The organism is Chenggangzhangella methanolivorans (genome assembly GCF_019797865.1).
In the GTDB taxonomy this organism is placed as follows: Bacteria; Pseudomonadota; Alphaproteobacteria; order Rhizobiales; family Methylopilaceae; genus Methylopila; species Methylopila methanolivorans.
On sequence record NZ_CP081869.1, the window covers coordinates 757,110 to 777,003 of the forward strand.

Genomic DNA, 19,894 nt, shown 5'->3' on the forward strand with positions numbered 1-19,894 from the left:
ACGCATCGCATGACCCCTGATCCGATCCGAGGATCGGCCAAGATCCTCGACTTCCGTCCGCGGACCCGCTCGGGCGCCGCGCCGCTTCCCGGCCGCACGGCCGAAATCGCGCAACTGCGCGTGTCCAAGCCCATCTATGCGGTCGCCGCCGTCGACATCGACAGCTGGTACCACGCCGAGGCGGTGGCGGACGCGCAGCCTGCCGGCAAGCACTGATGCCGCATCAGCCGACAAACGCGCCGGGGCCTGTAGCCGCAAGGCGGGAACCGGACGACGACAAGGGCCGCAAGCGTTAAGCTGGCGGCCCTTTTTCTTTGCGCAGGCGGGCGTCCCGCCAGGCGTCACGCCCCGAAGATCGACCAGCCCATGCGCTTGGCCAGCGTCTCGAGCGCGATGCGGCCGAGATGGGAGTTGCCCGCGGCGTCGAGCCCCGGAGCCCACACCGCGATCGAGGCCTTGCCCGGCGCGACCGCGAAGATCCCTCCTCCGACCCCGCTCTTCCCCGGCAGGCCGACCCGATAGGCGAAGTCGCCCGAGCCGTCGTAATGCCCGCAGGTCAGCATCACCGCGTTGATGCGGCGCGCCCGCTCCGGCGTCACCACCGAATGCCCGGTCGTCGGGTTCTTGCCCCGATGGGCGAGGAAGCGGCCCGCCATGGCGAGCTGCCGGCAGGTCATCGTGATCGCGCAGTGGTGGAAGTAGACGCCGAGCGTGTAGTCGACCGGGTTCTCGATCACGCCGAACGACTTCATGTAATTGGCGAGCGCGGCGTTCCGGAAGCCGGTGCGCGCCTCCGACTCCGCCACCGCCTTGTCGATCGAGATCGTCTCGTCGTCGGCCAGAAACTGCATGAAGCGCAGGATCTCGCCGAGCGCCTCGCGCGGCTTGTGGCCCGACAGGATGACGTCCGTGACCGCGATCGCGCCGGCGTTGATGAAGGGGTTGCGCGGCACGCCCTCCTCGCGCTCGAGCTGGACGATCGAATTGAAGGGACTGCCCGAGGGCTCGCGCCCGACGCGCCGCCACAACCGGTCGCCGACCTTGCCGAGGGCCAACGTCAGCGTGAAAACCTTCGACACGCTCTGGATCGAGAACGGCGTCTCGGCGTCGCCGGCGGCCGCGATCTCGCCCTGCGCGTCGATCACCGCGATGCCGAAATGCTTCGGGTCGACCCGGGCGAGTTCAGGAATATAGGTCGCGACGTCGCCGCGGTCGGGCCGCGCCAGCATCTCCGCGGCGATCTCGGCCACGACCGTGTTCAGATCCGGCATCTGCGCTCCGTTCCCGTAAAACCGGGACGAAGCGCCTCGGCCGGCGCGCATGTCCCCTCGCCGAGGCGCTTTAGCGTCAAGCGCGGCCGGGCGGGAGGACAAATTCAAGGCGCCGGGCGAACGACGCCCTCAGCGGTCACCAGCGGCGGTGCGCCCAGCGGGCGCGCGGACCGTAATAGGCGCGCGGACCATAAACGCGACGCGGACCGTAGAAGCGGCGCGGGCCGTAGAAGCCGGGACCGACATAGACCACCGGCGCAGGCGTCTCGACATAGACGCGCCGCACGGGCGCCGGGCGGCGGACGACCACGCGCTCCTCGAGCTCGGGCTCGTCGTAGTCGGCGCGCCGGTCGTAGGAGCGCTCGTAGGAGCCGCGTTCGCGGTAGGAGTAGTCGTCTTCCGGATAGTCGGCGGCGAAGGCGGCCGCCGGCGCGGCCGCGACGGCGAGAAACGACAAGGCGGCAAGGCTGATACGCATGATGTGAGACCCCGTTACGCGACCCTCGCCGTCAGGATGCCGCGCCCTTCGTGGCGGGCTTTTGGCGCAGTCGAGGCGCTTCCGGGGCGGCGGCCGCGTCGAAAGTTTGGGCGTTGGTCACGAGCAGCGCGCGCATCATCTGCGCGAGCCCGCTCGTCGACGCGTCGGGGCCGAGCCGCATCGCGCCTGCGTCGAGCGGCGAGCAGAGCCCGGCGATCTCGGCGCCCGGCCTGACGAAGCCCAGCGGCCATTCGCCGAAGACCCGGTCCTCCGCCTCGACGAACTCAAGCAGCCGCACGCGGCGGTGGCGGAAGTCCCTGCAGATCCGCTCGAACGTCTGCTCGAGCGCGGGAAGCGGTCCTTCAAGCGCCTGGACGAAGGTGTTCGACGCCACCATAAGCGCGCCCGTGAGGTCCGCCCGCTGGTTTGCGGCGCGGGCGCGGTCAAGGATCTGGGCGAGGCCGCCCGAGGCGTCGTCGCCGACCGAGATGGCGACGTCGCTGCGATAGACGAGGCGATGGACGATCATGTCGGACCTCATGCGACCGCGGCGGTCGGCCGCGACCTGTCGAGCATCGGAGCGATCTCGTCGATCGGCGCCGGCCGTCCGGTGAGGTAGCCCTGGACGAGGCCGCAGCCTTCGCGCGCGACGAAGGCGCGCTGGCCTTCGGTCTCGACGCCCTCGGCCGTGACTTGCATTCCGAGCCGCCCGGCGAGCCCGATCACCGCCTGCACGATCGAGGCGCTGTCGGCGTCGCCCGGAAGCTGGCTGAGGAAGGACCGGGTCGATCTTGATCTTGTCGAAGGGAAAGCGCCGGAGGTGGCTGAGCGAAGAGTAGCCGGTTCCGAAATCGTCCATCGCGAGCCGCACGCCGAGATTGCGGAGCGCGGTGAGCGCGGCGAACGAGGCTTCCTCGTCCTGGATCAGCGCGGTCTCGGTCACCTCAAGCTCGAGCCGGCGGGCCGGAAGTCCGGACTCTGCGAGCGCGTCGGCCACGATCGCCGGCAGGCGCGGGTCGCGTAGCTGGACCGGCGAGAGGTTGACGGCGATGGCGAGATCGCCCTGCCAGCTGGCGGCGTCCCGGCAGGCGGTGCGCAGCACCCACTCGCCGATCTCGTTGATCAGGCCGAGCTCTTCGGCGAGCGGAATGAACTCGACCGGCGGGACCATGCCGCGGATGGGATGGCGCCAGCGGATGAGCGCCTCGGCCCCATGCGGTTCGCCGGTGCGGGGGTCGACCTGCGGCTGGTACGACACGCTGAACTCGTTGCGGCCGAGCGCGCGGCGAAGGTCGATCTCCATCGAGCGGCGCGACAGCGCGCGTTCGTTCATCTCGGTCTCGAACAGGCGGAAGCCGTCGCCGCCCCTCTGCTTGGCGTCGTAGAGCGCGAGATCGGCGGCGCGGGCGACCTCCGCCGCGCTGTCGCCGTCGGCCGGCGAAAAGGCGACGCCGACGCTCGCCGAAACTTCGACGATCTTGCCGTCGATGAGTAGGGCCGCGCGCAGAGGTCGATGATGCGTTCCGCGATGGCGCTCGCCGATCTCGGATCCGAGACGCCCGGCGCGAGCGCCGAAAACTCGTCGCCGCCGAGCCGGGCGACCGCGTCGACGCCGCGCACCGCGCTCTTGAGGCGGCCGGCGACGCGCCGCAGCAGCTCGTCGCCGACGGCGTGGCCGAGCGTGTCGTTGACCTCCTTGAAGCGGTCGAGATCGACGGTGAAGAGCGCATAGGCGCGCGTCTCCACCCGGCTCGCCTCGAGCTCGTCATGGTGCTTGGCGAAGCTCGCGCGATTGGCGAGGCCGGTCAGCGCGTCCTGATAGGCCAGACGCACCATCTCGGCCTCGGTGCGCAGACGCTCGCGCTGGTCGCGGACGGCGACGACGACGTGCTTGCGGCCGCCGAGCGAAATCTCCTGGGCGATGACGCGCACCGGGATCCCGCCGCCCGCCGCGTCGATGCGCGCTTCGGCCTCGTGCTGCATCGAGACGTCCCGGACCTTGAGGCCGGAGACGACGTCCTCGAGCGCGCGGCCGACGAGATCGGCGCGCGCGCAGCCCGCGAGGCTTTCGATGCTGCTGTTGGCGCCCACGATCCTTTCGCCGTCGCAGATCAGCAGCCCCTCGACCGCGATGTCCGCGAGATCGCGCAGGCGCTTCTCCTCCGCCGCGAGCTTGAGGCGGTCCCGGAACGACACCCATACGGCCGCGAGCGAGAACGCCACGATGACGAGCGCGACGTTGGCCACGAGCGTGACGAGCGTCGTGACGTTCCCGAAGTCGGCGGGCGGCGCGACGGCGGGATCGAACCGGGGGACGGCCGCGGTCATGCCGACGAAATGCGTGGCGCACACGGCCAGCACCATCAGCGTCGGGGCCGCCGCCGCCGCGAGGCGGCCCGGACGATAGGCGACGAGCACAGCGGCGACCGAAAACAGGACGCCGAGCACGGTCGACATGGCGACCATGCCGTGATCCCACTCGATGACGCCCTGGACGCGATAGGCCGCCATGCCGGTGTAGTGCATGGCCGAAATCGCAAGGCCCAGGATCGCGCCGCCGGACAGCCGCGCCGCCGTTCCCCGGGCGACGGCCAGAACGGCGCCGCCGGCGCCGACAGGCGCGATCGCGACGACATAAGAAAGCGCGGTCAGCGGAATCTCGAACGAGACCGCCATGCCGGGCTGGTAGGCGAGCATGGCGATGAAGTGCGTGGCCCAGATCGCAGAGGCGAGCGAGGCGGCGGCGCCGAGGCTCCAGAGCGCCTTGATGCGCCCTCCCCCTTCCGCGCGCGCCGCCTCCCTGGCGAGCCCGAAGGCTGCGAAAATGCCGAGCGCGCAGATGAACGCTGCGAGCGCGACCAGGATCAGGTCGTGGCTCTCTGTGACGCAGCTGAAGACGGCCTGCATTCTGGGGCGCTCGGGTTTGCGTTCGGGAATGAGACGTTCCCACCGCAAAGCCATCTGCGAACGCAGCTTATCACAGCGTTAAATCACGGACCGATCGCGCAAAATTCAACTTGGAGAACGCCCCTGCGCGCCGGGCGCACGCAGTGCGATTATGCAAAGTCCGGGATGATCCCGATTTATGGTCTTGGGCTACCTCTTGCGGGCCTGGCGCGGTTTCGGCGCGCTTCTGGCGGCCTTCGGCCATTTGCCCGGCCATCCGACGATCCTGTCCTCCAGCTCGTCGACGCCGACATCCGTCTCGCTGGCGAAGATGCGGCCGCGCACCGACACGCCGGCCTCGTGCACCGTCTCGGCGCGGCCCGAGACGAGCGGATGCCACCAGGGCAGATCCTTGCCTTCGTCGATGAGCCTGTAGGCGCAAGTCACCGGCAGCCAACCGATTTCCTCGACCGCCTCGGGCGTCAGCCGCACGCAGTCCGGAACATGGGCGGCCCGGTTGGGGTAGTCCTTGCAGCGGCAGGCCTCATGGTCGAGCAGCCGGCAGGCGACGTCCACATACGCCACGCGCTCGGTCTCTTCGTCCTGAAGCTTCAGCAGGCAGCAGCGGCCGCAGCCGTCGCACAGGCTCTCCCATTCGGCGGACGTCATCTCGCCGAGGCGCTTCACGCGCCAGAAAGGCTGCGGCTGTAAGGTCTTGGCTTCGGCCATCGATCGCATGTCTCGGACGCGTCCCGCAGGGGACGGCATGGCTCTTGCGCGGCGGCGCGGATCGGGTCAAGTGCTTGGTCGGGCGTGAAGGAAGGGCGTTTTCGGTGTTCGGGTTCGAGGGCAAGAAGCGAGCCGTGCTGAAGCGTCGCCTGCTCGCGATCGACTCCTGGCTCGACGACACGGTCTGGTCGATGCTGCCGTCGGCGACCCGCAAGTGGGACGCCGTCTGCGCGGCCTTCGACTGGTTCCGCGTCCGCGGCTGGCGGCGCTGGACCGCCGAGATCCTCGGCGAGGGCCTCACCCTCGGCGCGGCCGGCGTCGTGCTTGTAACCGCGCTCGCGACGCCGGCGTTCCGCGAGACCGGCGACGACTGGCTGACCCGCGGCGACATCTCCGTCACTTTCCTTGACCGCCACGGCGTCGAGATCGGCAAGCGCGGGGTGATGCAGAACGACGGCATCCCGTTGAGCGAATATCCGCCCCATCTCATCATGGCGGCGCTTGCGACCGAGGACCGTCGCTTCTACCAGCATTTCGGCATCGACATTCCCGGCACGCTGCGCGCCATCGTCGAGAACGCGCGCGCGAACGGCGTGCGGCAGGGCGGCTCCTCGATCAGCCAGCAGCTCGCCAAGAACATCTTCCTGACCAACGAGCGCACCATCGAGCGCAAGATCAAGGAAGCGTTCCTCGCGCTCTGGCTCGAGCATCACCTCACCAAGGACGAGATCCTCAAGCTCTATCTCGACCGCGCCTATATGGGCGGCGGCGCCTTCGGCGTGGACGCGGCCGCGAACTATTATTTCGGCAAGTCCGCCCGCGAGGTGACGCTCGCCGAGAGCGCGATGCTCGCGGGCCTCTTCAAGGCGCCGACCAAGTTCGCGCCGCACATCAACCTCGCGGCCGCCCGCGCGCGCGCCAACGTCGTGCTCGACAACCTTGTGAACTCCGGCCTCATGACCGAGGGCCAGGTGCAGGTCGCGCGCTTCAACCCCGCGACGCCCAAGCCCGTCCAGCAGACGATCAGCCCCGACTATTACCTCGACTGGGCCTTCAACCAGGTCCAGCAGATGGCCAAGGACGGCTCCTTCGCCGGCCAGCGGGTGCTGCGGGTGCGCACTCCGCTCGACATCGCGGTCCAGCAGCACGCGGAGGCTTCGGTCGAGCAGATGCTGCGCCAGTACGGCGATCAGTACGACGTCGACCAGGCCGCCGCCGTCATCATGGAGCCGGACGGCGCCGTGCGGGCGATGGTGGGCGGGCGCGACTACGGCCAGAGCCAGTTCAACCGCGCGGTCGACGCCTATCGCCAGCCCGGATCGTCGTTCAAGACCTACGTCTACGCGGCCGCCTTCGCCTCCGGAAAATACCAGCCCGACACGGTGGTCTCGGACGCCGCGATCTGCGTCGGCAACTGGTGCCCGCGGAACTACGGCCGCCGCTTCGCGGGCCGGGTGCAGCTCACCACCGCCTACGCCAAGTCGATCAACACGATCCCGGTGCGGCTCGCGCTCGCGGTCGGGCAGAAGAACGTCATCAACCTCGCCCACGCCATGGGCATCCGCTCGAAGCTCGACGTCGGCCGCGCCTTCGCGCTCGGCGTCGAGGAGATCTCGGTGCTCGACCACACCACCGCCTACGCCACGATCGCGAACGGCGGGCGCAAGTCGACCGCCTACGCCGCGATCGAGGTCACCGACGCCAAGGGAGACCTGCTCTGGAGGCATGACCGCGACATCAAGCCGGCGGCCCAGGTGCTCGCCCCTTACGTCGTCGCGGACATGGCCAAGATCATGCACGCGGTGACGGAGGCCGGCACCGGCGGCAGGGCCCGGCTCGACGGGCTGCAGGTCTGCGGCAAGACCGGCACCTCGCAATCCTATCGCGACGCCTGGTTCGTGGGCTTCACCGGCTCGCTCGTGGGCGGCGTCTGGTTCGGCAATGACGACTTCACGATGACCAAGGAGATGACCGGCGGATCGCTTCCGGCCATGACCTTCAAGGAGATCATGCAGTTCGCCCATCAGGGCCTGCCGCCGAAGCCGATCTACGGCCTGCCGGCCCCGCCCGCCGCGGCGCAGGCGGCGGCTCAGGCGCCGGCCGACGACGCCGGGCCGCAACGCTCCCGCAACCTCACGGAGAACGCCGCGCGGGTGCTCGACGACATCGTCTCGGACGTCACGGCCGCAGGCCGGACCGCGCCGGAGCGCGGCGCGACGCTCGCCCCCGCCTCGGCGGCGCCCGCCGTCGCGGCGCGCTGAGGGCGCGATGCGGCTGATCCTTGGAACGCTCGCTGCCCTGGGCCTCGCGGCGACGCTCGGTCTCGCGGCGACCTGGTGGACGGTCGCCAACGGCCTGCCGGTCGCGGGCCTCACCATCGGGGCCTGGCGCGCCGATCCCGACGCCGGCACCATTGGGGCCGATCCGTACGAGATCGCCAAGGTGGCGCGCAGCGGCGAGGCTCCGCTGTCCTATGGCGACGGGCTCGCCTTCACCGCGACGATGGATGACGACGGCCGCCCGCTCGACGCGGCTTGCGACTACGAGCTCGAGGGCGAATTGCCGTCCGGCCGCCTCTGGACGCTCGCGGCCTTCACGCCGGACGGACGCCGCTTCTCCAACGGCGCCAAGAACCTCGCGCTGACCAGCGCGACGGACGTGCGCATCGTGGGACAACCGCTCAAGATCGCCCTGTCGCGACGCGCGCGGCCGGGCGCGTGGGCGCAGCTCGAGGGCGAGGGCCGCTTCACGCTGCGCCTGTCGCTCTACGAAACCGTGCTCGGCACGCCGCTCGAGCGCGCCAACCCCTCCGCCCTCCTCTCGATCCGGAGGGGCGCATGCCGCTGATGCGCGTCGCCTATGTGGTCGTCGTCGGGCTGGTTCTCGCTGGGCTCGTCCATATCGGCTCGCTGCTCGGCGTGCCGCGCTACGCGACCCAGGGGCCGCTGGAGCGGATCGCGGCGCTCGGGCCCGAAGGCGCCTTCGTCACGCTCGCCGACGAGGGCGACGCCGCCGACCTGCTACCGTTCCGAGATCCGGCCTTCGTCACCGCGGCCTGCCGCTACGACCTGTCGAGCGGGCCGGTCGCCGTCACGGCTCCCCTGCCCTCGACCTACGGGGCGATCTCGGTCCACGCCCGCGCCGGCCAGCCCTTCTACGCGCTGACCGACCGGGCCGCGACCGGGGGCCGCGTCGAGATCACCATCCTGGCCAAGGACGACGTCGCGGCGGCGGAGCAGGAGGAGCCGAGCGAGGAGAGCCGCCCGAAGCTCAAGATCGTCTCGCCGACCGAAACCGGCTTCATCCTGGTGCGGCTGTTCGCGCCGGGCGAAAGCGCGCGGCCGGCGCTGCGCGACCTCGCCGCCAAGGCGACCTGCGCGAAAGTCGCGCCTAGCTCTTGAAGATCCCGCGCGCAGGCCCGAGCGGCCGAAGGCTCGCGAGCACGGCCGCGAAAGCGTCGATCGCGCTTGCGACCTCGTTCGAATAAGGATCGGGCGTCTCCAGCATCAGCCGGTCGAGCGCGTAACGGTAGCTGTCGAGGCGCTCGTCGAGGCTCTCGCGCGCCCAGGCGATCATCATCCCGTTCTCGTCGATCCGCGCCGTCGCGTTCTCGCGCTCGGCGGGCGTCACCTCAGGAACGTCGGCGAGCGCTCTCGCCCGCGCCCGGTCGTCGCGCGCCACGCGCGAGGCCGCGGCGAAGAACGGCTCGACGCGGAGCGTGTCGTTGACGACGTCGTCCTTGAGCTTGGCGTAGCGCGCCCGCGAGGACCGGTAGTCGGTCGCGATCAGCGTGCGGACGTAAGAGGCGCGGTCGAGGCGCGCCCGGTCGGCCGGGAGGATGCGGGTGCGGCGCAGCTCGGTCAGGATGCGGTCGCGCCGCTGGCCCTCGAGCGGCGGCATCACGATGCCCCAGCCGAAGTCGCGCATCTCGCGTTCGTTGTCGGTCAGCCGATAGGCGGAGACCGGCTCGTCGCGCTGATAGGCGAGAGCCGCGCCCATGGCAGGATAGACCGCGTCGTTGAGGACGTTGGGCTTCGGGCGGCCGAAGTCGCCCGTCTCGGCGCAGGCTGCGAGCGCGAGCGGCGCGAGAAGGACCGCGCCGAGCCTCACGATCCCTGGGTCGGCGCGTCCTGCCGGGCGCTCGGCTGGGCCGAGGCGTCGGAGGCGTCGCCGTAGCGTTCGTAACGAACGCCGGTGAAGAACAGGATGTCGGCGCTCTTTGCGGGTTCCGCGGGGCGCTTGACCGCCGGACGGGCGGAGGCCCGGCGCGGCGCGTTCTGGAAGGCGAGCACGAGGCCCATGGTGTCCTCCCCAAAAGGGGGCTGGAGGTCATGTGGCCCGGCGGAAGAGCCCGGCTGCGGGCCTTGTCTGCCGTTAACTCTTGGGTCCAAATGGTTAACGAGGAGTAAGCGTCGCCCCATGCAACTTGTGATGGCGCTTGCTGTTGCGATTGCGCCACATAGGCGTCTCCGGCATCCGTCCGATACCGCGCCGACGCGCTTCGGAACCCTCGTCCGGTCCGGGGATTAACCTCCCGATAACCATCCGGACCTAACAGTCTCATGGCCCGAAGGCGCGCGCGGGCGTGATCGCATCCAGCCGGCGCCTTCTCAACGGACGCTTGATGAGCGACGACATTCTTCCTCTCGAAACTCTGGAGCGCCTTTCGCGGCGGGACGGCCTCGACACGCGGCCGATCCTGATCCGCGTCCTGACGGATCTCTTCGTCCAGAAGGCCGATCATTCGGCCGAGGAGACCGCGCGCTACGAGGAGCTCGTCCTGGGGCTTCTCGACGTCGTGAGCGTCGAGGCCCGCGCCGCGGTGGCGCGCAAGCTCGCCGACGACCACCGCGCGCCGGCCGCCGTCATCGAGCGCCTGATCGCCGACGAGGCCGCAGTGTCCGCGCCGATCCTCGCGCGCTTTCCCGACGCGCCGCGCCACGTGCTGCTCGCCCGCGTCATGGACGGCGGCCCGGTCGAGGCCGCGGCGGTCGCCTCCCGGCGCGACCTCGACGCCGACCTCATCCGCCTGCTCGCCCACAACAGGGACGAGCTCGTGCTCGAGACGCTCGCCGCGAACCTTGCGGCGCGGCTCGGGTCTGGCCCGCTCGCGAGCCTCGTCGAGCGCGCCCGCGGCGCGCCGGCGCTCGCCGCCGCGCTGCTGCGGCGCGAGGACCTCGACGCCGGAGCGCTCGCCGCGCTCTACCTTCACGCCGGACCGACGCGCCGCGCGGAGATCCGCGAGGCCCTCGCGGCCCGGCCGGCGCGTCCCCTGCCCGCGCGGGCCTCGCGCAACGCGGAGCCGGTCGAGGCCGCCATCGCCGAGGCCGCGGTCTCGGAAGGAAAAGGCCATCTCATCGCCGAGGTGCTCGCCGAGGCGCTGCGCCTTCGCCCCGACGACGCGGCGCGTCTTGCGACCGAGCCGAGCGGCGAGCCCTTCGTGCTGATGCTGCGCTCCATCGGCGTCGAGCCCGACCTCGTCACCCGCGCCCTGCTGATCGCCCAGCCGGAGATCGCACCTTCGGTCGTGCGCGTCTTCGACCTCGTCGAGCTCGCCGAGACCACGTCCCGCGCCGTCGCGCACGACATTCTCGCGGCGCTGACCGGAGAGGCCGACCGCGCCTCCGCCGCGCCGCGCCACGAGCCGCTGTTCGAACAGAGCGGCGTGATGGAGCGGGCGGGCGCGGCCCGGCCCGCGAGCCAGCGCCGCCCTTCGGCGCGCGGCGCGGATCAGCGCCAGCGCGGCTGATCCAAACGCCGCCGTCATTCCGGCCGACGCGCCGGGATCCATGACCACATCGGTCGAGCGACAGTCATGGATCCCGGGTCAAGCCCGGGATGACGGGCGGCGGCTCCCGCGCAAAAGACTCGAGCCAAACGCCCCGCTCGGCGAAACGCTCACGTTTCCTCGAGATGGGCCCGGCCCTGCCGGTCCTCGACGACGACGATCCACAGATCCGGGTCGAAGCGCATTTCGCGCTGGAGCCGCTCCTCGACCGCAAGGCCGTCCAGCCCCTCGGCGAGCCGCTCGAACGCGCGGCCGCGCACGTCCTCGGCCTCGCTCTGGATCGCGGGGCCGTAGAGATCGTTGGTCCGGTCCAGCCGGTCGACCACGATGAAGATGGCGCCGGCCTCCGGCGAGCCGCGCCGGCGCACCAGCGCATAGGCGCCGGCGAGCTGGCAGCGGCGGACATAGGCCGAGACCCAGAAATCGGAGGTGAGGCGCGCGCTCATGGCGCGCCTTATACGCGCCTCACTGGATCGGCGCGCCGGTCATCTGCTGGAGCGCGCGCAGAACCTGCGGGCCGAGCTCGCCGGTCTCCGGCAGGCCGCGGTCCTTCTCGAAGCTCTTGATGGCGTTGCGCGTCTCGGTCCCCATCTTGCCGTCGATCGAGACCGGCCCATAGCCGATCCGCGCCAGCGCGCGCTGGGCGGCCATCAGCTTGGCGTTCGGCGCGGTGGAGCCGGTCGTGGCGGGCTGCGCCTGGGCGGCCGGCTGCGGCGCAGGCTTTGCGGCGGGCTTCGCCTCGGCCCGGCGCACAGGCGCGGTCATGAGCGCCGCGAGCGTCTTCTCGCTCGCCTCGCCGGTCTGGGCCATGCCCTGCGCGTGCTCGAAGGCGCGGATCGCGGACGCGGTGCCGGGGCCCATCACGCCGTCGACGACGCCGTCATAGAGATCACGCTCGGCGAGCGCGGTCTGGACCTGGGCGACGAGTTCGTCGCGCTTGGGCTCGGCGCGCCACTGCTGGGCGGCCGGCGCGGTGGCCGACTGGCGCGCCGCCGCCTCCGGGGCCGGGCCCGGCCGGCCCTGCTGAAGCGCGAGCGCGTTGACGAGGATCATCGCCGTGCAGGCGGCGGCGAGCAGGCCCGCGAAGGCGTCCACCGGCCGGCGCAGCACCATGGCGGCCGCGGCGCCCATCATGCCGGGAGCCTCGTCCTCGATCTCGAACTGTCGCGGTGCGGGCCTAGGCACGACGTTTCACCTTCTCGGCGGGAATGTTTTCGACGGAATGCTGGAAGACCGGCGCGCGCAGCGGCCGCACGGAACCGGGCCGGCGCGGCAGGAAGACGTCGACCGACGTTCCGCGGCCGAGCACGCTCGAGACCGCGAATTCGCCGCCATGCAGCGCGACGAGGCCGCGCACCACCGACAGTCCGAGGCCCGCGCCCTCCTGCGGGCGGCCCGCGGCGTCGCCCTGGAAGAAGGCCTCGCCGAGCCGGCCGACATGCTCGGGCGCGATGCCGCAGCCGGTGTCGCGCACCGACAGCGCGACGCCCTCGCCGCGAGGCGCGAGCGCGATCCGGACCTCGCCGCCGCGCGGCGTGAACTTGATGGCGTTGGCCACCAGATTGATCAGCATCTGGGTGACGGCGCGCGGATCGGCCTCGATCTCGGCGGCCGCCGGGTCGAGGTCGGCGTGAAGCGAGACGCCCGCGGTCCCGGCCTTCAGCTCCATCAGCTTGAGGCAGTGCTCGACGAGCGGCTCGAGCGCGCAGGCGCGCGGCGAAATCGCGAAAGCGCCGCTCTCGATGCGCGTCATGTCGAGGATCGAGTTCACGACCTCGAGCAGATGCGCGCCGGAGCGATGGATCAGCGCGGCGTAGTCGGAGCGTCGCTCCGGCGTCAGCCGGCACAGCGTCTCGTCCGACAGGATCTCGGAGAAGCCTATGATGGCGTTGAGCGGCGTGCGCAGCTCGTGGCTCATATGCGCGAGGAAGCGCGTCTTGGCGAGGCTCGCGCGCTCGGCTTCCTGACAGGCCTCCGTCAGCGCGGCTTCATGCGCCTTCGAGTCGCCGAGGTCGCGGAACATGGCGACGACGGGCGCCGCCGCGAAAGCGGCGGCGTTCGCCTCATGCGGAAGCGCCGGGCGCGCGCGCATCGAGAACCAGCCGAAGGCGGGCGCCTCCGCCGGGCCGCGACGCAGGCGGATCTCGGCCTCGGCCGGCGCGCCGTCGACGGCTGCGGCGAGCGCGCGGAGATAAGCGGGCCGGTCGGCGATGTGGACGCGCTCGAACAGGCCCTGCCCGGCGAGGTCGCGCGCGTTCGCGCCGATGACGTCGCGCGAAGCGCGTGAAACGAAGGTCGCCGCGCCGCTCGGGGCGTGGCGCGTGACGAGATCGTCGAGGCCGTCGGCGAAGAGCGCGAACCGCTCGTCGCTCGGCGCCTCGGCGCGTTCGAGCGCGCGGGCGAGGCCCGCGGTCCGAAGCGCGAGCGCGAGCGCGTAGAGCCCGAAGGCGCCGCCCGCCACGACCGCGAGCGCCGGCTCCATCACCGGGCCCGCGACGCCGGAAAGCGAGAAAGCCGCAAGGCCGGCGAAGGCCGCGCCCGCAAGGCCAAGCGCGAAGCGGCCGGCGCGGCGCGCGCCCGACAGCGCGGCGTCGGCGGCCGGCAGCGCAAGCAGCGCGACCGCGGGCGAGGCGACGCCGCCGGTCGCGGCCGCGACAAGCGCCGCAAGGCCGACATAGGCGGCCGCCGCAAGCCCCGCGGCGCGGTCGAGCCGCCCGGAGCGGGTGAGGTCGAGGGCGGCGAGCAACGGCAGCACCAGCCAGCCGAAGGCCGCGAAGCCGACGGCCGACGAAGCCGGCGCGAAAGCGAGCAGCGCCGGCAGCGCCGCGAAGGGCGCGGCGCCGACGACGACATGGGTGAGAACGAATCCGCGGTGGCGCTCGGCGGCGGCCGCGTCGGCCGTCACGCTGTCGTGGAGCCGGTCCGCGACATGCTCCGAGAGCGCCTTGAAAGCTGCGGTCTGAAGCAACGCGCCTTACTCCGGGCCGGACCAGCGGGTCCGGCGTGACCGGCCGCGCCGCCGGCGCTCCGATCCTTCCATCCACAGGTCGGAGTTTTGCGCCCTCCGGCTTAAGCGAACGCTAAAATGCGATGGATTTCGCGTGAGCCTGAACGCGTCTTCGACGGTCTGTGCGGGCGGTGAGGAAAGACTTTCCAAATCCTTTCCGAAGTCTTTCGGATTGCTGAACGCATTCGCGACAAATGCCGCCTGCCCGTTGAACGCGAATTCAGACGCCCCTGCTACGGTCCTATCCATCGGCTGACCGCGCCGGCTCGAAACGAGCGCGGAGACCGACGATGACGATAGGCGGGTTTCCCATGTTCTTCCTTCTGCGCACGGCGTTCTGGGTTTCGGTGCTCCTCATGTTCGTCCCGTTCGGGTCCGACCCGAAGAGCGCGGGGCCGAACGCCGAGGACCGCGCCGCCATCGACGGCATGGCGGCGCTCGCCGCCGCCGGCGCCACGATCTCCGACGTCTCCGGCTTCTGCTCGCGCCAGCCCGGCGCCTGCGACGTCGGCCAGCAGGCGCTCAAGATGGTGGGCGAACGCGCCGCCGCGGGCGCCGCCGCCGTGCAGAGCTATCTCGCGACCAACAAGGCCGCTCAGACTTCAACCGCGCCGAGGCCTACGGCCACGACGACATCCGCCGCCGACTCCTCCGCCTCGCGCAACACCCTCACGACCTCCGACCGCAAGCCCGCCTGGCGCGGCCCGGCGGCCTGACGGCCGAACGCTTTTTCTGACCCCGGCGGTCCTGCCCCGCCGGCAACTCCAGCGCCGCGACGACGGCCGGGCTCTGTCCCGCCCGGTCCGTCCGCGGCGCTTTTTCTTTTTGCAGCCGCGTCCGTCCCGCACTACGTCGTGTGTTCAAGGAAAACGGCGGCCCCGCATGCCTACGACCATCGAAGAGATCATCGACGGCTTCGAGTTCATCGACGACTGGGAGGAGCGCATCCGCTTCCTGATCGAGCTCGGCCGCGATCTGGAGCCGCTGCCGGACGCGGCGCGCACCGACGCCAACAAGGTGCAGGGCTGCGCGAGCCAGGTCTGGCTCGAGACCACGGTGGGCGACGGTTCGGACCCGATCCTCGCCTTCCGCGGCGACAGCGACGCCCATCTGGTCAAGGGCCTCGTCGCCGTGACGCTCGCGCTTTATTCCGGGCGAACCGCGCGCGAGATCCTCGCGACCGACGCCGGCCAGACCTTCGACCGGATCAAGCTGCGCGAGCATCTGACGCCCCAGCGCTCGAACGGCCTCCGCTCGATGGTGGAGCGCATCAAGCGCGAGGCCGCCGCCGCCGCCGCGAAGGCCGAAGCGCCGGCCGGCTGAGCCTGTCTCAGGCGCCGTCGATCGTCGGGCGGCTCCTCTCCGCCCCCCAGCTCACGATACGGCCCGGCCCCCTGCCCTCGGCGACGAGCCCGTAGTGGCGGGCGAGCCGCGCAAGACCAAGGCCGAGCACGAGCTTGGCGCCCCGCGCCGGCCAGCCGCGCTCGCGCTCCACCTCCTCGAGGCCTTTCAGGAAGCAGCAGACGTCGAGCAGCGCGCCGGAAAGCTCCGGCCCGACCGCCTCGAGCGCGCGGGCGACCCGCGCCTTCGCCGCAAGCGCCGCGTCGCCGAGGTCGCCCGCGCCGCCGCCGCGACGGCCGGACGACACCGCCGCCTCCCAGTTCGCCGTCACGCGCGGGCCCATCTGCGCGCGGGTGAAGTCGGCGCGCAGGCGCTCGCCCGCCGCGACCTCGGCGACCGCGAGCAGAGGGCGCCCGTCCCGCCCCTTGCGTCGCGCCAGCCAGGCGAGCGGGCTCTCGTCCAGATCGACCAGCAAATGTTCGTGGCCGTTCCCGGTCTCGACGGCGCGACGCTCCACCCGTCGATGCTGCGCCAGCAAGCCTTCGGGGCCCGCGGCCTCCCGCGCCACCCGCGCGCGACCAGTCTCCGTCGCGACCAGACGGCCGCCCAGTTCCTCGACGAGGCCGCGGCGGCCAAGCCCTCGAGCCGCCTCGGGAGGCGGGAGCCGCGATCCCCGCCTCCCCGGCGGCCGCGACGCGGGCCAGCAATCTGGCTTCGACAGGCGGGAGCCGCGTGAGCGACGGCGCGGCCTGAGGCCCGGCTCGGCCTGCGGATCGCGCCGGACGCGGACTGCGGGGACGGACGGCTTTGCTCATGACGATCCTCCTGGCGGCGCGGACGCGGCGCACCGCGCGGCGGCGGCGCGCCAGACCTCCATCTCGCCTTTTATCCTATAATAGGATTTTTTTTCTTGTCCAATGAGCGAGGCGCGCCCATCCTTTCCGTCGGCGACCGGAAGGAGCGGGCATGGAGAGGAACAGCAGGAACGGCGGCAGGGGAGCAGCGGCTCCGGCGCATGGGCGCGTCTGGCGGGCGGCGGCCGAAGACGGCTTCGCGCGCACGATCGCGGGCGGCGCGGCGGCCTATGACCGCCGCCGCACGCTGCCGCGTCTCATCGGCCTCGATCCTCGGGAACTGGACGGAGACAGCGCGGCGCTCGATCGCCGGATCCGGACGCGGCTTGCGCGTGCGCTCCGCGCCGAACGTCGGCGGGGAGCCGCCGGCCACTGGACCTATGACGTCAGCCGCCACCTGGCGCTCGCGCAGGCGATCGCCGGCGAAGCCGTCCGCGCGACGCAGCGCCGCAAGGTCGATCCGGCGCCTGCGCAAGACGCCGAACGAGAAACATCAGGCTGAACAAACAAAAACGCCGCGCGGCTGACGCTGCGCCGCGTTCTGTTCGATGTCTTGCGCGTCGTCAGCCGGGCGGGACTTGACGACGGCTTGGAGCGTCAGCGGGTGCGCTTGCCGCGCTGCTGGCCGAGACCCATCTTCTTGGCGAGCTCGGAGCGGGCGGCCGCATAGTTCGGCGCCACCATCGGATAGTCCGCGGGAAGCCCCCACTTCTCGCGATACTCTTCCGGCGACATGTTGTACTGCGTGCGCAGATGGCGCTTCAGCGACTTGAACTTCTTACCGTCTTCCAGGCAGATGATGTAGTCCGACGTGACCGACTTCTTGAGCGGCACGGCCGGCTTCGGAGCCTCGGCCACGGTCTCGACGGCGCCGGTCGAAACGCGGTTAAGCGCGGCGTGCACGTCGTTGATCAGCGAGGGAAGATCCGCCGCGGCGACCGAGTTGTTGCTCACATAAGCGGACACGATGTCGGCGGCCAGCTCGATATAGTTCGACGTGGGGGCGGTATCGGTCATGAAATCCGTTTCCGTAGGTTTGTCTTTTGGCGGGCCGATTACGAGCAAACCGCCGCACGCTCTTGTGATGTCCTTGAGCCCACCAGCGCCGCCGACCGAAATTACGACGGCGTTCGATTCGAAGCCCGCTTGACTGCCTGGTAAATAGACGAGCCTCGGCAACTGCGCAAGTTCTCAAACAGGTTGTGAACCGTTTTTGTTTGACGATTTATGGCATGACTGCCCGCATTACCGTCCGATCCGGCCGGTTCTGAGTCACGTGCAAAGGTTTGCGGCGGCTCGGGAGTCTTGCGCGGGACATTGATTGCGCGCGCGCCGCTTGCCGGGTCGGCGCCCCGCCGCTAGGTATCGGCGGCCCTACCGCAAGTTTCCCCTGTCCTGTTTCGGAGCAATCGCAGATGTCGGAAAGCGCTGGCGCGCCCACCGTCGAACCGCCGCGCGCCGAGAAGCGCCCGCATGTCGTCGAAGTTCACGGACGCCGCCTCGAAGATCCGTACGCGTGGCTGAAGGCCGAAAATTGGCGCGAGGCCCTGCGCGATCCCAAAACGTTGCCCACCGACATCCGCGCCTATCTCGAGGCCGAAAACGCCTATGCGGCGACGTTGCTTGGGCCGCTCGAAGACCTCAAGAAACGGCTCGTCGCCGAGATGCGCGGCCGGATCAAGGAAGACGACTCGAGCGTGCCCGTGCGCGACGGCCCGTTCGACTACGCCGTGCGCCATCGCGAGGGCGGCCAGCATCCGCTGGTCGTGCGCCGTCCAGCCGACGCGCCCGGAGCGGACGAGCAGATCCTGCTCGACGGCGACGCGCTCGCGGAAGGACGCGCCTTTTTCCAGCTCGGCTCCTGGAGCCCCTCGCCCGACCATCGGCTGCTGGCCTGGAGCGCGGACGAGGCGGGCTCGGAGTTCCTCGCGATCCGCATCCGGGATCTCTCGACCGGCGAAGATCTTCCCGACGTCACGCCCGACGCGACCGGCGCGGTGGTCTGGACCGCGGACGGACGAGCCTACTGGTATGTGCGCCTCGACGCCGAGCACCGCGCGCTCGAGGTCTGGCGCCATGCGCTCGGAAGGCCGGCCGAAACGGACGTCCTCGTGTTCAAGGAAGCCGATCCGGGCTGGTTCGTCGGGATCGAGGAGACCCGGTCGGGCGCCTATTGCGTCGTCACCGTCTCCGACCACGACACGAGCGAGGCGCGACTGATCGCGCGCGCCGCGCCCGACGCCGCCCCGCGCCTCATCTATCCGCGCCAGGCGGGCGTGCGCTACGAGATCGACCATCATCCGGACTATGAGGGCCGCTCCACCCTCTTCATCCGCACGAGCGCCGGCGACGCCGTCGACTTCAAGCTGGTCGCGGCCGACGCCGACGATCCGTCGAACGTCCGCGAGATCATCCCCCACCGGGCGGGCGTCTATCTCCTCGACCATGCGGTGACGGCGCGCCATCTCACGCGGCTCGAGCGCGTCGAGGCCCTGCCGCGCATCGTGATCCGCGACCTCGCGAGCGGCGCCGAACACGAGATCGCGTTTCCGGAGGCGGCCTATTCGCTCGGCGTCTCGTCGGGCCCGACCTTCGACACGGACCTGACGCGCTTCGTCTATTCCTCGCCCGCGACCCCGTCCGAGACCTGGGACTACGACATGGGCACGCGCGAGCGCACGCTCCGCAAGCGCCAGGAGATTCCCTCGGGTCATGATCCGTCGGACTACGTGGTGCGCCGGATCCTCGCGCCCGCGCCGGACGGCGAGACCGTTCCGGTGACGATCATCCACCGCGCGGATCTCGCGCCAGACGGCGCGGCGCCCTGCCTGCTCTACGGCTATGGCGCCTACGGCATCGCCATCCCGGCGAGCTTTTCGGGCGGGCGGCTTTCGCTCGTCGACCGGGGCTTCGTCTACGCCATCGCGCATATCCGCGGCGGCACGGAAAAGGGCTGGGGCTGGTATCTCGACGGCAAGCTCGCCAACAAGACCAACACCTTCACCGACTTCATCGCCGCCGCCGAGGCGCTCTGCGCCGAGGGCTTCGCCAGTCCCGGCGCGATCGTCGCCCATGGCGGATCGGCCGGCGGCATGCTGATGGGCGCGGTCGCCAACATGCGGCCCGACCTCTTCGCCGCGATCCTCGCCGAGGTGCCCTTCGTCGACGTGCTCGCCACCATGATGGACGAGACGCTTCCTCTCACCCCGCCCGAATGGCCCGAATGGGGAGACCCGATCCGGGACGCGGCCGCCTTCGAGCGCATCCGCGGCTACAGCCCGGTGGACAACGTCGCGCCCCGCCCCTACCCCGCGATCCTCGCTCTCGCCGGCCTCACCGATCCGCGGGTGACCTATTGGGAGCCGGCCAAGTGGGTGGCGCGGCTGCGCGACGCGACCACCTCCGACCAGCCGATCGCGCTGCGCACGAACATGGACGCAGGCCACGGCGGCGCGTCCGGCCGCTTCGACCGGCTGGAGGAGGTGGCGCTGGCCTACGCCTTCGCGCTCTCGGCGACAGGCCGGGCGAGCGGCTGAACGC

General features: G+C 71.0%; 21 protein-coding genes. 9 read left to right on the forward strand and 12 right to left on the reverse strand.

The features are described 5' to 3' along the window. The first annotated feature begins 9 nt into the window (after positions 1-9). Positions 10-216: a DUF2735 domain-containing protein gene (locus K6K41_RS04010; RefSeq protein ID WP_261404004.1), complete on the forward strand. Its 207-nt coding sequence runs from the start codon at positions 10-12 to the stop codon at positions 214-216. Positions 217-341: 125 nt separating this feature from the next. Here K6K41_RS04010 and K6K41_RS04015 read toward each other — a convergent pair whose 3' ends face one another. The 5 genes from K6K41_RS04015 to K6K41_RS04045 form a co-directional block, all read right to left on the reverse strand. Continuing rightward, entirely contained in the window at positions 342-1,271 is a 930-nt protein-coding gene (locus tag K6K41_RS04015) for a glutaminase (protein WP_261404005.1), read from the reverse strand. 136 nt (positions 1,272-1,407) lie between these two features. Continuing rightward, complete coding sequence (locus K6K41_RS04020) at positions 1,408-1,749, reverse strand: hypothetical protein (protein ID WP_261404006.1); 342 nt, start codon at positions 1,747-1,749, stop codon at positions 1,408-1,410. A gap of 31 nt (positions 1,750-1,780) precedes the next feature. Then, entirely contained in the window at positions 1,781-3,082 is a 1,302-nt protein-coding gene (locus K6K41_RS30170) for a BLUF domain-containing protein (protein WP_428978567.1), read from the reverse strand. Beyond that, entirely contained in the window at positions 3,079-4,656 is a 1,578-nt protein-coding gene (locus tag K6K41_RS04040; protein WP_261404007.1) for an MHYT domain-containing protein, read from the reverse strand. The genes K6K41_RS30170 and K6K41_RS04040 overlap by 4 nt, the downstream gene beginning before the upstream one ends. 189 nt (positions 4,657-4,845) lie before the next feature. Further along, on the reverse strand, positions 4,846-5,364 hold the full coding sequence (locus K6K41_RS04045; RefSeq protein ID WP_261404008.1) for a YcgN family cysteine cluster protein: 519 nt from the start codon (positions 5,362-5,364) through the stop codon (positions 4,846-4,848). A gap of 104 nt (positions 5,365-5,468) precedes the next feature. Between K6K41_RS04045 and K6K41_RS04050 the strand changes: the two genes are divergently transcribed. From K6K41_RS04050 to K6K41_RS04060, 3 genes are read left to right on the forward strand one after another with little or no spacing between them, the layout of a single operon-like run. Then, positions 5,469-7,625: a transglycosylase domain-containing protein gene (locus tag K6K41_RS04050; RefSeq protein WP_261404009.1), complete on the forward strand. Its 2,157-nt coding sequence runs from the start codon at positions 5,469-5,471 to the stop codon at positions 7,623-7,625. Positions 7,626-7,632: 7 nt separating this feature from the next. Then, positions 7,633-8,211: a DUF1214 domain-containing protein gene (locus K6K41_RS04055; RefSeq protein ID WP_261404010.1), complete on the forward strand. Its 579-nt coding sequence runs from the start codon at positions 7,633-7,635 to the stop codon at positions 8,209-8,211. Continuing rightward, a complete protein-coding gene (locus tag K6K41_RS04060; RefSeq protein WP_261404011.1) occupies positions 8,202-8,765 on the forward strand; it encodes a DUF1254 domain-containing protein in 564 nt (187 codons plus the stop codon). The genes K6K41_RS04055 and K6K41_RS04060 overlap by 10 nt, the downstream gene beginning before the upstream one ends. Here the strand turns inward: K6K41_RS04060 and K6K41_RS04065 are convergent. After that, complete coding sequence (locus tag K6K41_RS04065; protein ID WP_261404012.1) at positions 8,755-9,474, reverse strand: hypothetical protein; 720 nt, start codon at positions 9,472-9,474, stop codon at positions 8,755-8,757. The two genes, K6K41_RS04060 and K6K41_RS04065, sit on opposite strands and share 11 nt — an antisense overlap. Next, positions 9,471-9,665: a hypothetical protein gene (locus K6K41_RS04070; protein ID WP_261404013.1), complete on the reverse strand. Its 195-nt coding sequence runs from the start codon at positions 9,663-9,665 to the stop codon at positions 9,471-9,473. The genes K6K41_RS04065 and K6K41_RS04070 overlap by 4 nt, the downstream gene beginning before the upstream one ends. Before the next feature lie 323 nt (positions 9,666-9,988). Here K6K41_RS04070 and K6K41_RS04075 point away from each other — a divergent pair, with 323 nt between their 5' ends. Then, positions 9,989-11,113, forward strand: coding sequence for a DUF2336 domain-containing protein (locus tag K6K41_RS04075; protein ID WP_261404014.1), 1,125 nt, complete (start codon positions 9,989-9,991; stop codon positions 11,111-11,113). Positions 11,114-11,262: 149 nt separating this feature from the next. Here the strand turns inward: K6K41_RS04075 and K6K41_RS04080 are convergent, their stop codons facing one another. From K6K41_RS04080 to K6K41_RS04090, 3 genes are read right to left on the reverse strand one after another with little or no spacing between them, the layout of a single operon-like run. Beyond that, complete coding sequence (locus K6K41_RS04080; protein ID WP_261404015.1) at positions 11,263-11,598, reverse strand: DUF1491 family protein; 336 nt, start codon at positions 11,596-11,598, stop codon at positions 11,263-11,265. Positions 11,599-11,617: 19 nt separating this feature from the next. Continuing rightward, the gene (locus K6K41_RS04085; protein ID WP_261404016.1) at positions 11,618-12,337 is read right to left on the reverse strand and encodes a peptidoglycan-binding domain-containing protein; all 720 of its coding nucleotides are present in this window, start codon (positions 12,335-12,337) and stop codon (positions 11,618-11,620) included. Further along, a complete protein-coding gene (locus tag K6K41_RS04090; protein ID WP_261404017.1) occupies positions 12,330-14,120 on the reverse strand; it encodes a sensor histidine kinase in 1,791 nt (596 codons plus the stop codon). Before K6K41_RS04090 ends, K6K41_RS04085 begins: the two co-directional genes overlap by 8 nt. A gap of 350 nt (positions 14,121-14,470) precedes the next feature. Between K6K41_RS04090 and K6K41_RS04095 the strand changes: the two genes are divergently transcribed. Together K6K41_RS04095 and K6K41_RS04100 are read left to right on the forward strand one after the other, a co-directional pair. After that, a complete protein-coding gene (locus K6K41_RS04095) occupies positions 14,471-14,875 on the forward strand; it encodes a DUF5330 domain-containing protein (protein WP_261404018.1) in 405 nt (134 codons plus the stop codon). 166 nt (positions 14,876-15,041) lie between these two features. Then, positions 15,042-15,482, forward strand: coding sequence for a SufE family protein (locus K6K41_RS04100; protein ID WP_261404019.1), 441 nt, complete (start codon positions 15,042-15,044; stop codon positions 15,480-15,482). Positions 15,483-15,489: 7 nt separating this feature from the next. Here the strand turns inward: K6K41_RS04100 and K6K41_RS04105 are convergent, their stop codons facing one another. Beyond that, a complete protein-coding gene (locus tag K6K41_RS04105; protein ID WP_261404020.1) occupies positions 15,490-16,068 on the reverse strand; it encodes a DUF6456 domain-containing protein in 579 nt (192 codons plus the stop codon). 398 nt (positions 16,069-16,466) lie between these two features. On the opposite strand from K6K41_RS04105, the gene K6K41_RS04110 reads away from it, so the two are divergent. After that, complete coding sequence (locus K6K41_RS04110) at positions 16,467-16,856, forward strand: DUF6477 family protein (RefSeq protein ID WP_261404021.1); 390 nt, start codon at positions 16,467-16,469, stop codon at positions 16,854-16,856. 95 nt (positions 16,857-16,951) lie between these two features. Here K6K41_RS04110 and K6K41_RS04115 read toward each other — a convergent pair whose 3' ends face one another. Beyond that, positions 16,952-17,371: a Ros/MucR family transcriptional regulator gene (locus K6K41_RS04115; protein ID WP_261405636.1), complete on the reverse strand. Its 420-nt coding sequence runs from the start codon at positions 17,369-17,371 to the stop codon at positions 16,952-16,954. A 398-nt stretch (positions 17,372-17,769) separates the two neighbouring features. Between K6K41_RS04115 and K6K41_RS04120 the strand changes: the two genes are divergently transcribed. Next, positions 17,770-19,890 (forward strand): S9 family peptidase, encoded by a 2,121-nt coding sequence (locus tag K6K41_RS04120; RefSeq protein WP_261404022.1) that lies wholly within the window; start codon positions 17,770-17,772, stop codon positions 19,888-19,890. Positions 19,891-19,894 lie beyond the last annotated feature (4 nt).

What these genes read in the sequence shown, in the direction of transcription:
- K6K41_RS04040 (WP_261404007.1), bottom strand. Translation starts at nt 4,656, where the DNA reads ATGCAGGCCGTCTTCAGCTGCGTCACAGAGAGCCACGACCTGATCCTG.
- K6K41_RS30170 (WP_428978567.1), bottom strand. Translation starts at nt 3,082, where the DNA reads ATGAACGAACGCGCGCTGTCGCGCCGCTCGATGGAGATCGACCTTCGC.
- K6K41_RS04015 (WP_261404005.1), bottom strand. Translation starts at nt 1,271, where the DNA reads ATGCCGGATCTGAACACGGTCGTGGCCGAGATCGCCGCGGAGATGCTG.
- K6K41_RS04010 (WP_261404004.1), top strand. Translation starts at nt 10, where the DNA reads ATGACCCCTGATCCGATCCGAGGATCGGCCAAGATCCTCGACTTCCGT.
- K6K41_RS04055 (WP_261404010.1), top strand. Translation starts at nt 7,633, where the DNA reads ATGCGGCTGATCCTTGGAACGCTCGCTGCCCTGGGCCTCGCGGCGACG.
- K6K41_RS04115 (WP_261405636.1), bottom strand. Translation starts at nt 17,371, where the DNA reads ATGACCGATACCGCCCCCACGTCGAACTATATCGAGCTGGCCGCCGAC.
- K6K41_RS04060 (WP_261404011.1), top strand. Translation starts at nt 8,202, where the DNA reads ATGCCGCTGATGCGCGTCGCCTATGTGGTCGTCGTCGGGCTGGTTCTC.
- K6K41_RS04075 (WP_261404014.1), top strand. Translation starts at nt 9,989, where the DNA reads ATGAGCGACGACATTCTTCCTCTCGAAACTCTGGAGCGCCTTTCGCGG.
- K6K41_RS04020 (WP_261404006.1), bottom strand. Translation starts at nt 1,749, where the DNA reads ATGCGTATCAGCCTTGCCGCCTTGTCGTTTCTCGCCGTCGCGGCCGCG.
- K6K41_RS04100 (WP_261404019.1), top strand. Translation starts at nt 15,042, where the DNA reads ATGCCTACGACCATCGAAGAGATCATCGACGGCTTCGAGTTCATCGAC.
- K6K41_RS04120 (WP_261404022.1), top strand. Translation starts at nt 17,770, where the DNA reads ATGTCGGAAAGCGCTGGCGCGCCCACCGTCGAACCGCCGCGCGCCGAG.
- K6K41_RS04095 (WP_261404018.1), top strand. Translation starts at nt 14,471, where the DNA reads ATGTTCTTCCTTCTGCGCACGGCGTTCTGGGTTTCGGTGCTCCTCATG.
- K6K41_RS04045 (WP_261404008.1), bottom strand. Translation starts at nt 5,364, where the DNA reads ATGGCCGAAGCCAAGACCTTACAGCCGCAGCCTTTCTGGCGCGTGAAG.
- K6K41_RS04110 (WP_261404021.1), top strand. Translation starts at nt 16,467, where the DNA reads ATGGAGAGGAACAGCAGGAACGGCGGCAGGGGAGCAGCGGCTCCGGCG.
- K6K41_RS04080 (WP_261404015.1), bottom strand. Translation starts at nt 11,598, where the DNA reads ATGAGCGCGCGCCTCACCTCCGATTTCTGGGTCTCGGCCTATGTCCGC.
- K6K41_RS04070 (WP_261404013.1), bottom strand. Translation starts at nt 9,665, where the DNA reads ATGGGCCTCGTGCTCGCCTTCCAGAACGCGCCGCGCCGGGCCTCCGCC.